Source organism: Maribacter sp. MMG018 (genome assembly GCF_018100785.1).
GTDB lineage: Bacteria > Bacteroidota > Bacteroidia > Flavobacteriales > Flavobacteriaceae > Maribacter.
Genome location: NZ_JAGJEC010000001.1, coordinates 235043 through 248067 on the forward strand (window position 1 = coordinate 235043; position 13025 = coordinate 248067).

Genomic DNA, 13025 nt, shown 5'->3' on the forward strand with positions numbered 1-13025 from the left:
AAATAATTCACGGCGTTACGAATCTGTAAATTATGGTATATTTAAAGTTCTATTTTAATACAACCAAAACCATATGCCACTTTTTATCGTAATCGTAGGAATTCTCCTTTTGTTCCTTTTAGTCGCAAAGTTCAAACTCAATGGCTTTATCGCTTTTATTCTTGTTTCCCTTTTTGTTGGAATAGCGGAAGGAATGGAGCCCGTAGCCGTAGTGGAATCCATACAGAAAGGAATCGGGAACATCTTGGGTTTTCTTGTACTTATTTTAGGACTTGGGGCCATGTTAGGAAAATTGGTTGCCGAGAGTGGAGCCGCACAAAGAATTACGACCAAACTTGTTGAGAAGTTCGGTAAAAAAAATATTCAGTGGGCCGTGGTCTTAACAGGCTTTATAGTGGGCATCCCTATGTTCTATTCGGTCGGTTTCGTAATCTTGGTACCTTTGGTCTTCACCATTGCAGCAGCAACCGGCCTACCGTTACTCTATGTTGGGCTTCCTATGCTGGCCTCACTGTCGGTTACCCACGGTTACCTTCCTCCCCATCCGGCCCCCACGGCAATTGCCTCTACCTTTAATGCCGACATCAGCAAAACATTGCTCTACGGAATCATCGTAGCCATCCCTGCCATTATCGTAGCCGGACCGTTATTGTCCAGAACCATGAAAAACATAAAGGCATCCCCCTTAAAAGAATTTCTAAATCCTAAAATTTTAAAAGATGAGGAAATGCCAGGAACGAGCATTAGCATTTTTACCGCCCTGTTACCGGTAATTCTTATGGCCATTGCCGCAGCAGCAGAGCTGTTTCTACCCGAAGGTTCTTTGATAAAAACAATTTTGGTCTTTGCAGGTAATCCTGTTATGGCCATGCTCATATCTGTACTGGTAGCCATTTATACGTTAGGGCTGGCACGCGGAAAAAAAATGAAAGAAGTTATGGATACGGTTGCCGGTGCCGTTACCGGTATCACCATGGTACTTCTTATAATAGCCGGTGCCGGTGCCTTAAAACAGGTATTAATAGACAGCGGTGTAAGCATCTACATAGGTGAAGCCTTAAAAGATTCCTCTATTTCACCTCTTGTATTGGCATGGTTGATCGCTACCATTATAAGGGTTTGCGTTGGATCTGCCACAGTTGCGGGCCTTACCGCTGCCGGTATTGTGCTTCCCCTTATAGAGGGTACAGGTGCCAGTGCAGAATTAATGGTACTCGCCATTGGTTCTGGCAGTTTAATGCTCTCACATGTAAACGATAGTGGTTTTTGGTTATTTAAAGAGTACTTTAACCTATCTATAAAAGACACGCTGAAATCTTGGACCGTTATGGAAACTACAGTCGGTATTATGGGTTTACTGGGTGTATTGGTATTGAATCAATTTATATAAAAACATTACATGAAAGCTTCTGAAAAAATAAAGGAACTGGGCCTACAATTACCTCCCGCCCCTCCTCCTGCTGGTTTGTACCGGCCCATTCTAGTCATAGACAATTTTTTGTATGTTTCTGGTCAAGGCCCTGTACTAAAAGATGGATCTCTATATACGGGCCGGGTCGGGGACGATTTGGATTTATCTCAAGGAAAAACGGGTGCAAGACATGTAGCACTCACCATGTTGGCCACCATTACTACCCATTTTGGGGATGTGGACCGTATAAAGCGATTGGTCAAAACATTGGGCATGGTAAATTGCACACCAGATTTTAAAGATCACCCATTGGTAATCAATGGTTTTAGCGAATTAATGTCCGATGTCTTCGGACCTGAAAACGGTGTAGGTGTAAGAAGCGCAGTGGGTATGATGCTTCCTGGAAATATTGCCGTAGAAATAGAGGCCATGTTTGAACTTCACAAATAAAAGATATGAATCATACGAACTGGTATCTATTAAACAATACCGAAGAAATAATCTCTCCCTCTCTATTGATCTATAAGGACAGGGTTATACATAATATTGATACCATGGTGCGTATGGCCAACGGACCCGACAATTTAAGGCCGCATATTAAAACCCATAAAACCGCAGAGATCATACGCCTACAAATGGACCAAGGTATTGACAAGTTTAAATGTGCCACCATAGCCGAGGCCGAACTTTTGGCCGTTTGCAAAGCTCCCGATGTTTTATTGGCCATGCAGCCCGTAGGGGCTAACATGAACAGGTTTGTATCATTGATCAAAAAATTTCCAGACGTTCACTTTTCGGCTTTAACGGATAATATAGAAACCGCTGATCTGCTGGGCGACCTAGGCACGCAGAACCGTCTAAAGTTACATTTGTACATCGATTTAAACGTGGGTATGAACAGAACTGGAATACCTGCAAACGATGAAGCCCTAAACTTATACAAACACATTGCCGACCACCCTTCTCTAGAAATCGAAGGATTGCACGCTTATGACGGACACCTGAGAAACCCAGATCCCGAAGCCAGAAAAAAAGATTGTGACGAGGCTTTTGAAAAGGTATTGAGTTTAAGGGACCGTATTCTACAAGAAAGTTTACCGACCCCTAAAATAATTGCGGGAGGATCACCTACTTTTCCCTATCACTGCAAACGCGAGAATGTAATCGCCAGTCCGGGCACTACCCTACTTTGGGATACCGGTTATGGTAATTTATTTCCCGAAATGGATTTTCTTCCTGCGGCAGTTTTGTTTACCAGGGTCATTAGCAAACCAAAGGCGGGGATTCTATGCTTTGACCTGGGACATAAATCCATAGCCCCTGAAATGCCCTTTCCCCGCGTAGATTTCCTGAGTTTGGAGCATGGTAAACAGCTTAGCCAATCTGAAGAACATTTGGTCGTAGAATATGACGATCTAAAAGCAGAAAAGGTAGGCGCCGAGCACTATGCCATACCTAAACATATTTGTCCTACGGTGGCCAAATATGACGAACTATTGGTCGTAGAAAACGGAAACATTACAGACCATTGGAAAGTAGTGGCCCGTAGCAACAAAATCACTATTTAAGATGTTTATTCTCGATGCCCACCTAGACCTATCCATGAACGCCATGGAATGGAACCGCGACCTTACCTTACCGGTATCCGAAATCAGAAAAAGAGAAAAAGGCATGGTCGACAAACCTGACCGAGGAAAGAACACCGTTTCTTTAGATGCCATGAGAAAAGGAAATATAGGTCTTTGCGTCGCCACACAAATAGCGAGATATGTAAAACCCGACAATAAATTACCAGGTTGGCATTCGCCACAACAGGCATGGGCCCAAACCCAAGGCCAATTGGCATGGTATAAAGCCATGGAAGATGCCGGTGAAATGATTCAGATCACCAATAAAAAAGCATTGACCGCGCATTTGAAAGCATGGGAGAACGATAAAGAAAATACTCCTATAGGATACATTTTAAGTTTAGAAGGTGCAGATTCCATTATAGACCTATCTTACCTACAAAAGTCGTACGACCAAGGGTTACGAGCTATTGGCCCTGCACATTACGGTCCGGGAACATATGCCTTTGGAACAGACTCTATAGGCGGTATCGGTAAAAAAGGAAAAGAGCTACTTAAAGAAATACAGCGTCTTCAACTTATTTTAGATGCCACCCATTTATGTGACCAAAGTTTTTGGGAAACAATGGATATATATGAAGGTGCCATTTGGGCAAGCCATAATAATTGCAGAAAATTTGTGGATCACAACCGTCAGTTTTCCGATGATCAACTAAAAGAACTTATTAATAGAAATGCGGTCATAGGTATGGCCTTGGATGCTTGGATGATGGTACCCAACTGGGTACGCGGCAAATCTACACCAGAAAGTACCGGCGTGTCATTGAACCATATGATACAGAACATAGACCATATATGCCAATTGGCCGGAAACTCGCTACATGTTGGCATTGGCACCGATCTAGATGGTGGCTTTGGCCTGGAACAGTCCCCAAAAGATCTGGATACGATCGCCGATCTACAAAAAATTCCCGGGTTATTAAAAGATAGGGGGTATCACATGCAGGATATTGAAAACATAATGAGCAAGAACTTTATTCGTTTTCTAGAGGAAAACTTGGCCAACTAAGCGTAAGAGGCTACATTAATCGATTTTAACAACCTGTTAAGTAGCAGTGGCAGGGTATTTGTTATCTTTATTCTATTAGTACGATTATACCAATGAATAAGCACAACTCTTTATTTGTCGTTTTTTGTCTTCTTTTTTTTGGATGGGTCAGTGCCCAAGGCGATTTACCTACCCAAAATCCTTTAAAGATAGAAACTGCCAACAAACTGGACAGTAAAGGTACATCGACTTCAGGTACCGTATTGAATATACCATCGGTAATCAAAGAGCAGCCAAAATTGGATATGACCAAGGGCAACCCCGTAAAAATGCTACCCGATGAAGAATTGGTACAAGCGGGAACGGGGCTAAAGATAGACCCTCGTATTGGACCTGGTGAAAGATACGGCGGTTCGGGCCAATTTTTCGGGGACCAATATTTAGGCGATATTAAAAGCAACGGAAAATTTATAGGTATTGTTTGTAGGGACCATGAATTCGTAGACGGTGACCGGGTCAAAATTTATGTGAACGATGCTGTAGTAGAACCCAATGTATTGCTTACCGGTGCCTTCAAGGGTATTAATGTAGATTTACAACCCGGTTTCAACAAAATAGATTTTGAAGCACTCAACCACGGTTCTTCGGCACCTAATACCGCGCAAGTGGATGTCTATGATGATAAAGGACAGTTGTTATATTCCAACAAATGGCTTCTTTCCTCTGGATCAAAGGCCACATTGATAGTTACCAAAGAATAAAATCATCTATTTTCTAGCTCCCGGATTATAAGTTTCTACGGCACGTTTTAAAACATCTTCACGATAATAGGCCGCATCTTTCCAATCGATATTGATATATTTTTGTGTCTGGTCATTAAAATGGGGCGATTTTGGATCTCCACTTTGTCCCCCTGCCAAAATAGTTTTTGCCTTTACCTTATCGCCAAACTCAACGGCCGCCACAAAGCTATTGCCCCTTGTGCCGTATATCTTTTTGGCGCCCGGAGCCGTATATCTTGCACCATATGCCGCCAAAGCCCCCCAAGTACCTGAAGCAAAACCTACCCCTACACTGGGAAGACTATCGTTAAAGGCTTGTTTTATATCGCCATTTAATCTTTGATACCTATTGACCTCTCCCCATGGAATTTCCCATGAACCAAAATCAGTTTCTAAATTGCCCACTACTTCTTCGAATAAACCAAGTTTTTCGCTATCGGGCGAATCGCTTCCCCAAAACTCTATCAACTCCATGCCATTAAGACCCTCTGGCCTCTTTGCCTTTTTATAACTAATAGTGCCATAAAAATGGGCCAAGGTCATGGCTACGGACTCTTTGGATGTTTTATAATCCCATTTCCGCAACACATCAATAGCTCCTTTCAAGTTTGGTTTTGGATGAGCGTCACACGCTTTTACCAACCCGGGGACCAAGGCTTCAAAAGCAGGCAGATATGGGTCATGTGCCAATTGGATCAAACTATCTAAAGTGTAGCCTTTTCTATCGGTCAATAATGCTATGGCATGCACTCCCCTAAAATTCTCTTGATCACGAGACATGTAATACGGGTAGTCCTCTTTTTTAGGGCTAAACTCCGCTGCCGAGGTAAACGGTGTGGAATTACAGTTTTGGATCCAACCGTTTTCCGGATTTAACACCAAAATATTCTCATCCACGGTATGCAGCCCTTGCCAATCGGTTCTGGGGTCGCTGCCATCTACTGGCTCAGAATAGTTAAACTGTACATCTCGTTTAGGAACAAAGTTCCCATGAAAGTAGGCAATATTGCCTTCGGCATCGGCATATACCGTATTATTGGAAGAATTTGTTCTAATGTCCATCATTTTCCTAAAACCTTTATACCCATCTTGTTTGGTTCTGATATAGGATTGTTCCAAGGCCTTTACCGGTTCCCACATCATGGCAGAAGCCGTCCATTGGCCATCTTCCAAATGGGTAATGGGGCCGTGGTGGGTTCGGTAGGCGGGAAAGGATTTTTCCTTTAGCGAATCCCCATCCTTATACTTTAAAACAATTTCATATGATTCTACTTCGCGTAATTCCTCCCCATATTGATATAACAGCTTATCCTCCTTTTTTACAATGGTTTCCTTAAACTCGTCCATCACATCGGTATAGGTAGAAGTGTGCATCCAGCCGGTCTTTTCATTAAACCCTTGATACACAAAAAACTGTCCCCAAGTAACCGCACCATATGCATTTAGCCCTTCTTCGCTTACCACATGCACCTCGCCCCTAAAATAAAATGAAGTATGCGGATTTATGAGCAACATGGTATTACCGGACTGCGTTAATTCTCCTGAAATGGCAATGCCGTTAGAACCCTGGGGCTCTTCCATTTCCTCTTTTTTCTTCATTTCCAAAAGCTCCATTTCCGGCAGCTCCATACCACTTTCGTAAAAAGCCTTTATTTTTTTTGTAGCTATTCTTTCAATGTCCCCACCAATACTGCCTTCGCTAAAATACATGGGCATCCAAGGCTCAAAACGATCCAGCAATTTTGGTTTTACTTCTGGGTGGGTGTACAAATAATAATTTATGCCGTCCGCAAAGGCATCACAAAGCTCTTGCAACCATTTGGGACTTTTTTCATAATTGGCTTTCGCCTCTTCTTCGGTCATAAACAATTTGGCCCTTAGATCACTGTAAATTGCTTCTTCCCCTTCTATCTCTGCCAATCTTCCGGTAGCCCATATATAATTTTGCTCTACCCTATTAAAATCATCTTCGCATTGGGCGTACAAGAGGCCAAAAACGGCATCGGCATCGGTTTTACCATATATATGGGGCACCCCAAAATCATCCCTTATAATTTCAACATTAGATGCCCGTGTCTTCCATTTTTCCAATTCTGAAGTATCATTGGTTTCAGACTTACAGGCGAAAATCAGTAAAAAAGCAACAAAATATAGAATGCGTTTCATCGAAATGGTTTTATAAGGTATGAAGTTACACTTTTGATATCAATTTTACCAGCTGCCACTAGCTCCACCACCACCAGAACTTCCACCCCCACCAGAGAACGAGCTAGAACTTCCGCCAGAAGAACCACTACCCGAACTTAGGGCATGGGTTCCCGAAGAAGAGAATGTTCTCCTATAATAGACCTCATCATTTTTAATCCACGATATCTTCAAATCTTTCTTGCCTTCCAATTTCAGTTTTATAAGGGCAATACATGCGGCTATTCCATAAAAGGGTACTAATCCCCACCATAAATTATACGGATTGTCCAAGACGCCTTCCATAATAGTATCGATATGGTTACTAGAAGTATAGACACTATAGCCAACACCTAACGGAATAACAACAAAAGCCAGTGCAAATAAGGATGAGAAAGAACTGGAGATAAGCATAAAAAAACCAGGTATAACCCCTAACTTCCCCATAAAAACACCCCTGAACACCTCAACCAGCACCCTATAACCACTATAAAAAAGAAACCCGCCTACCCCTACAAACACCAATACAAATACCCCCATGAAAATAAATCCAATAATTTCTCCCTTACGTTCGCTTGCCGCGATATCATTTTTAAATTCCTCTATAGCCTCCGGATTGTTTAAAAACTCAATTATTTGATCTACACCGTCATCTATTCCCTCGTAGTAACGTTCCTTTTTAAAAAGCGGAATCATTGTATTTCTAATAATCCTCGAGGCCACGGCATCTGTAATATAGGGTTCTAAGCCGTAGCCTACTTCAATACGCACTTCCCTGTCCGATTCCGCGAATAAGATTAAGAGCCCATTGTCTTTTCCACTAGCACCTACACCATTTTGGTTAAAAAGACCATTGGCATACCCCTCTATGGTTTCAAAACCCAACTGCTCTATAGTAACGACCACCACTTGATTTGTGGTTTCCTTTTCAAAATCCTGCAATTTTTGATTTAATCTTCGTGCTTCTTCGCTAGAGAATATATGGGCACTATCGGTGACAAAATCGCGTAGTTCGTAATACTGTTGTTGTCCACGGGCACACATGAAACTCAGCAAAAAAAGAATGATAAAGGTTTTTTTGTACATGGTCGTATGTTATAATACTGTTCCTCAAATATAAAAAACCCTTCATCAGAACATAGAATCAATTTTAAAACTACAGGAAGAAACTTTTGATTCCTTAGATTTAAAGTAACTTGCACCTTAATATCCAGTACTATATGTCAGAAAAAAAAGTTAGCATCCTTACCGCGTTCAAAACCATAATTTGGCCTAGAAGAAAGCTTGTTTTTATTGGACTTTTATTGATAGTCATTAGCAAGGCGGCCAGTTTTGTGGCCCCCATTTCGTTACGTTATTTTTTGGACGACATCGTACCCAACAAAAACTACGATTTACTAAAAGTATTGGTAGGCGTTGTTATATTTTCTTTTTTGGTCCAAGGCATTATGTCTTTTTTATTGACGAAAGTACTTAGCATTCAGGCTCAATTTATGATTTCCGAACTTAGGGCCCAAGTACAAAAACAAGTGTTGGCACTGCCCATTCGCTTTTTTGACAACACCAAATCAGGCGGACTGGTATCTCGTATTATGAGCGATGTTGAAGGCGTACGAAACCTCATCGGCACAGGACTGGTACAATTGGTAGGTGGTTCCATTACCGCCATCGTCTCTTTAATATTATTATTGCGGATAAGCCCCACCATGACTTTATTGACCTTTATTCCCTTACTCTTGTTTGCCTTTATAGCCCTAAAGGCCTTTAAGATCATACGCCCCGTATTTAGGGAACGTGGAAAGATCAATGCCGAGGTAAAAGGTCGTTTAACAGAAACCCTGGGAGGCATTCGGGTGATAAAGGGATTTAATGCAGAGGAACAAGAAGCAAAGGTTTTTGAAGAAGGGGTACACAAATTATACAGGAACGTAAAAAAGAGCCTGACCGCAACAGCGATTATGACCAGTTCCTCTACCTTTTTGTTGGGACTTGCCACTACAGGCATAATGATGGGATATGGCGGATACAAAATGATGCAGGGAGAGCTAACGACCGGCGAATATTTTGAATTTACATTTTTATTGGCCCTAATGGTCGCTCCGATCGTGCAGATGAGCAATGTCGGAAGTCAGCTCACAGAGGCCCTTGCAGGTTTGGACCGTACCGAAGAGTTAATGAACCAAATCACGGAAGCCGATGAAAAAGACCGCACCATTGTTCTTAAAAATATCAAAGGCGATGTCGTCTTTAAGGACGTTTCTTTTGCCTATGAGGAAGACAAAGACGTTTTGCACAACATAAGCTTTGAGGCAAAATCTGGCGATGTTATTGCACTTGTCGGAAGTTCTGGTTCTGGAAAATCTACGATTGCCGGTTTGGCCGCCAGTTTTTTGAATCCGGATTCAGGCATCATCACTATTGACGGGCATGACCTGACAAAGGTAGACCTTACCAGTTTCCGTCAGTTTTTAGGGGTGGTTCTTCAAGATGATTTTTTATTCGAAGGCACCATACGCGACAACATCCTTTTCCCTAGGCCCAATGCTTCGGAAGCAGAACTTGATGCTGCCGTAAAAGCTGCCTATGTAGATGAGTTTACCGATCGCTTCGATGATGGCCTGGACACCTTGATCGGAGAACGGGGCGTAAAACTATCCGGTGGGCAACGTCAACGTATCGCCATTGCCCGGGCCGTACTAGCGGATCCCAGAATTTTAATATTGGACGAAGCCACTTCCAATCTCGATACAGAAAGTGAAGCCCTAATTCAAAAAAGTTTGGCCGAACTCACAAAGGGAAGAACCACCTTTGTTATTGCACACCGCTTAAGTACCATTAGAAAAGCCAATCAGATTTTGGTTATTGAGAATGGCCGTATTGCCGAACAAGGCACCCACGAAGAACTGATCGCCAAAGAAGGCAGGTACTACAATCTATTTACCTACCAAGCAAGAATATAACAGGTAGCCAATAATAATTGGTGAACGGTCTAAAAAGAACTTACGTACCTAAACCCTTACATACCGACCTTAAAGTTCTTCTGGAGCCAGCTCTACTTCGAGTCCGTCCATTTCTTCCGAGATATGTAACTGACAACCCAAACGGCTATTTTCTTTTACATTAAAAGCCTCGGCAAGCATTGCTTCTTCATCATCCGACTTTTCGGGAAGCTCATGATCCGATAAAACATAGCATTGGCAAGAGGCACACATGGCCATACCGCCACAGATACCTATAGTACCTTCAGGAGCCAGTTCGTACGACCGTACTACCTCCATAAGGTTCATGTTCATATCGGTCGGAGCCTCTATTTCATGCATTACGCCATCACGGTCCGTAATCTTTAATTTAATATCGGTCATCTTAATCTATCGCTTTAATTACGGCTTTTGGCGCCTCTTTCTTAGTTCCGTCGAAACCACTGACCCCACCTACGGTCGTGTATTTCATCACATATTTTTTATCGGGGAATATTCGTTGGTAAGCACTTTGGCACATTAAGGTAGCCTCATGAAAACCACATAAGATCAATTTTAATTTTCCTGGATACGTATTTACGTCACCGATAGCATAGATGCCCGGTACATTGGTCTGATAATCGAAGGTATCTACCTTAATGGCATTTTTCTCTATTTCCAAGCCCCAGTTGGCAATCGGGCCCAATTTTGGGGAAAGTCCGAACAATGGGATAAAGTTATCTACCTCCAATGTTATATGCTCTACCTCTGCTGCCGATTTTTTGATCGTTACCGACTCTAATTTACCTTCACCGTGTAGGCCAACGATTTCTGCCGGGGTAATCAGGTTGATTTTACCTTCGTTCTTTAATTCCTGTACTTTTTCTACGGAATCCAAGGCACCCCTAAACTCGTTTCTTCTATGTACCAAGGTGACCTCACTGGCAACATCGGTTAAAAAGATACTCCAATCCAGGGCAGAATCACCTCCACCGGCAATGACCACCTTTTTGTCCCTATAAATTTCAGGGTCTTTTATCATGTAGGCAATACCGTTATCCTCGTACTGGGCAAGATTCTCCAACAATGGTTTTCTCGGCTCAAAACTACCCAATCCGCCAGCGATGGCAACAACGGGGGCATTGTGCTTTGTTCCTTTGTTGGTAGTCACCACAAAAGTTCCATCTTCTAACTTATCAATGGTCTCCGCCCTTTCACCAAGCGTAAAGGTTGGTTGAAAAGGTTTTATCTGCTCCATTAAATTATCTACTAGGTCTCCTGCCAATACTTCAGGAAAACCAGGTATATCGTAGATGGGTTTTTTAGGGTATATTTCTGAACATTGCCCGCCCGGTTGCGGCAACGCATCTATAAGATGGCATTTTAACTTTAATAATCCTGCTTCAAAAACTGCGAAAAGTCCTGTGGGGCCAGCCCCAATAATTAGAATATCTGTCTTAATCATCAAAAAGCGCTATTAAATCTGGCTAAATTACTATCGGGTAGATTATAATTTTATGATTTTTGTCAAGTTATTATCCTTGAACGTTAATTACCTCTACCACTTGTGGGGCATATTTTTTAATGGTCATTTCCACGCCACTCTTCAATGTCATCTGATTAACACTGCAACCTACACATGCACCATGAAGCTTTACCTTGACCGAGTTTTCATTATCAATGGATATTAATGATATATCACCGCCATCACTCTGTAAAAAAGGACGTATTTCTTCCAACGCCTTTTCTACTTTATCTCTTAGATCACCTGAAGTCATTGTCGTCATAGTTACTTCTTTTTAACGGCGGCACAGCCTGCCATTGTTGTTATTTTAATTGCCTCTGTGGGGGGTATGTTCTTATTTCTGTTTACCACCTCTTGCACTACTTTTTTGGTAAGATCTTCAAAAGCCGCCTCAATAGGTGTCGCTGTTTGCAGCGCTGCAGGCCTACCTACGTCACCAGCTTCCCTTATACTCTGTACCAAAGGAATTTCGCCTAAAAAGGGAACGTTCAAATCTTCTGACAAATGCTTGGCCCCTTCTTTTCCGAAAATATAATATTTGTTGTCCGGAAGCTCGGCAGGAGTAAAATAGGCCATATTTTCCACAATTCCTAGAACTGGAACATTGATGGAGTCTTGTTGGAACATAGCAACTCCCTTTCGGGCATCGGCCAAGGCAACCTCTTGCGGCGTACTCACCACGACCGCTCCCGTTACGGGCATTGCCTGCATAATACTTAAATGAATATCTCCCGTACCCGGTGGTAGATCTATCAACATAAAATCCAACTCTTCCCAATGTGCGTCAAAAATCATCTGGTTCAATGCCTTCGATGCCATAGGCCCTCTCCATATAACCGCTTGGTTGGGCTGGGTAAAAAAGCCTATCGACAATAATTTTACACCGTAACTTTCTACGGGCTTCATCTTAGATTTACCATCAACATTGACCGCCAAGGGTTTTTCTTGGGCAACATCGAACATTATGGGCATGGACGGACCATAGATGTCGGCATCCAACAAACCGACCTTGAAACCCATTTTGGCCAAGGTAACCGCAATATTTGCCGTAACCGTTGATTTACCCACGCCTCCTTTACCGGAAGCCACTGCAATTATATTCTGAATTCCTGGAATCGGCTTTCCTTTTATCTCATTCACCTTTGGCTTGGGGGCGGGTGCATCTACTTTGATGTTCACCTTTATTTTAGCCTTCTCATAGACTTCTTTGTGAATGACCTTTAAAATTTCAACTTCTGTCTTTTTACGGGCCTGTAAACTAGGATTGCCAATGGTAACGTCTATCTCTACCTCATCACCGAAAATCTGAACATTTTTCACCGCTCCGCTCTCTACCATGTTTTGGCCTTCCCCAGGAACCGTAATATACTTTAACGCCTCTAAAACTTGTTTTCTATCTATCTTCATTATGTATACTCATTCTAAACAACAAAGATAGTTCTTAGGCTCGAGAATATGAAGCTATAACATTGAAATTGAACATGAATGAATAAACTTAACTTATAAACTACTTTTTCTACAAAGGCTACACTAACTTTTTCCTATAAATC

Annotated in this window: 12 protein-coding genes; 6 read left to right on the forward strand and 6 right to left on the reverse strand. The window is 42.2% G+C overall.

Going from position 1 to position 13025, the window contains the following annotated elements:
• The first annotated feature begins 73 nt into the window (after positions 1–73).
• From J8L85_RS01055 to J8L85_RS01075, 5 genes are all read left to right on the forward strand, one after another.
• Positions 74–1390, forward strand: a complete 1317-nt coding sequence (locus J8L85_RS01055; RefSeq protein WP_211013852.1) for a gluconate:H+ symporter — start codon at positions 74–76, stop codon at positions 1388–1390.
• Positions 1391–1399: 9 nt separating this feature from the next.
• Positions 1400–1861, forward strand: a complete 462-nt coding sequence (locus J8L85_RS01060) for a RidA family protein (RefSeq protein WP_211013853.1) — start codon at positions 1400–1402, stop codon at positions 1859–1861.
• A 5-nt stretch (positions 1862–1866) separates the two neighbouring features.
• Positions 1867–2979 carry a D-TA family PLP-dependent enzyme gene (locus tag J8L85_RS01065; protein ID WP_211013854.1) on the forward strand — a complete coding sequence of 371 codons (1113 nt, stop codon included), beginning with the start codon at positions 1867–1869 and terminating at the stop codon, positions 2977–2979.
• Between the two features lies 1 nt (position 2980).
• On the forward strand, positions 2981–4048 hold the full coding sequence (locus tag J8L85_RS01070; protein WP_211013855.1) for a membrane dipeptidase: 1068 nt from the start codon (positions 2981–2983) through the stop codon (positions 4046–4048).
• Positions 4049–4140: 92 nt separating this feature from the next.
• Positions 4141–4788, forward strand: a complete 648-nt coding sequence (locus J8L85_RS01075) for a hypothetical protein (RefSeq protein ID WP_211013856.1) — start codon at positions 4141–4143, stop codon at positions 4786–4788.
• A 6-nt stretch (positions 4789–4794) separates the two neighbouring features.
• Here the strand turns inward: J8L85_RS01075 and J8L85_RS01080 are convergent, their stop codons facing one another.
• Together J8L85_RS01080 and J8L85_RS01085 are read right to left on the reverse strand one after the other, a co-directional pair.
• Positions 4795–6975, reverse strand: coding sequence for an acylase (locus tag J8L85_RS01080; protein WP_211013857.1), 2181 nt, complete (start codon positions 6973–6975; stop codon positions 4795–4797).
• Positions 6976–7020: 45 nt separating this feature from the next.
• Positions 7021–8079, reverse strand: coding sequence for a TPM domain-containing protein (locus J8L85_RS01085; protein WP_211013858.1), 1059 nt, complete (start codon positions 8077–8079; stop codon positions 7021–7023).
• 134 nt (positions 8080–8213) lie between these two features.
• On the opposite strand from J8L85_RS01085, the gene J8L85_RS01090 reads away from it, so the two are divergent.
• Entirely contained in the window at positions 8214–9953 is a 1740-nt protein-coding gene (locus J8L85_RS01090) for an ABC transporter ATP-binding protein (RefSeq protein ID WP_211013859.1), read from the forward strand.
• Positions 9954–10022: 69 nt separating this feature from the next.
• On the opposite strand, the gene J8L85_RS01095 is transcribed toward J8L85_RS01090, so the two are convergent.
• The 4 genes from J8L85_RS01095 to J8L85_RS01110 form a co-directional block, all read right to left on the reverse strand.
• On the reverse strand, positions 10023–10355 hold the full coding sequence (locus tag J8L85_RS01095) for a 2Fe-2S iron-sulfur cluster-binding protein (RefSeq protein ID WP_047247223.1): 333 nt from the start codon (positions 10353–10355) through the stop codon (positions 10023–10025).
• 1 nt (position 10356) lies between these two features.
• Entirely contained in the window at positions 10357–11415 is a 1059-nt protein-coding gene (locus J8L85_RS01100) for an NAD(P)/FAD-dependent oxidoreductase (protein ID WP_211013860.1), read from the reverse strand.
• A gap of 70 nt (positions 11416–11485) precedes the next feature.
• Positions 11486–11728, reverse strand: a complete 243-nt coding sequence (locus tag J8L85_RS01105; protein ID WP_211016240.1) for a NifU family protein — start codon at positions 11726–11728, stop codon at positions 11486–11488.
• An 11-nt stretch (positions 11729–11739) separates the two neighbouring features.
• A complete protein-coding gene (locus tag J8L85_RS01110) occupies positions 11740–12882 on the reverse strand; it encodes an Mrp/NBP35 family ATP-binding protein (protein WP_211013861.1) in 1143 nt (380 codons plus the stop codon).
• Positions 12883–13025: the final 143 nt, after the last annotated feature.

Coding starts and splice junctions, on each gene's coding strand:
- J8L85_RS01085 (WP_211013858.1), bottom strand. CDS start 8,079: ATGTACAAAAAAACCTTTATCATTCTTTTTTTGCTGAGTTTCATGTGT.
- J8L85_RS01080 (WP_211013857.1), bottom strand. CDS start 6,975: ATGAAACGCATTCTATATTTTGTTGCTTTTTTACTGATTTTCGCCTGT.
- J8L85_RS01095 (WP_047247223.1), bottom strand. CDS start 10,355: ATGACCGATATTAAATTAAAGATTACGGACCGTGATGGCGTAATGCAT.
- J8L85_RS01110 (WP_211013861.1), bottom strand. CDS start 12,882: ATGAAGATAGATAGAAAACAAGTTTTAGAGGCGTTAAAGTATATTACG.
- J8L85_RS01105 (WP_211016240.1), bottom strand. CDS start 11,728: ATGACTTCAGGTGATCTAAGAGATAAAGTAGAAAAGGCGTTGGAAGAA.
- J8L85_RS01070 (WP_211013855.1), top strand. CDS start 2,981: ATGTTTATTCTCGATGCCCACCTAGACCTATCCATGAACGCCATGGAA.
- J8L85_RS01055 (WP_211013852.1), top strand. CDS start 74: ATGCCACTTTTTATCGTAATCGTAGGAATTCTCCTTTTGTTCCTTTTA.
- J8L85_RS01075 (WP_211013856.1), top strand. CDS start 4,141: ATGAATAAGCACAACTCTTTATTTGTCGTTTTTTGTCTTCTTTTTTTT.
- J8L85_RS01060 (WP_211013853.1), top strand. CDS start 1,400: ATGAAAGCTTCTGAAAAAATAAAGGAACTGGGCCTACAATTACCTCCC.
- J8L85_RS01100 (WP_211013860.1), bottom strand. CDS start 11,415: ATGATTAAGACAGATATTCTAATTATTGGGGCTGGCCCCACAGGACTT.
- J8L85_RS01090 (WP_211013859.1), top strand. CDS start 8,214: ATGTCAGAAAAAAAAGTTAGCATCCTTACCGCGTTCAAAACCATAATT.
- J8L85_RS01065 (WP_211013854.1), top strand. CDS start 1,867: ATGAATCATACGAACTGGTATCTATTAAACAATACCGAAGAAATAATC.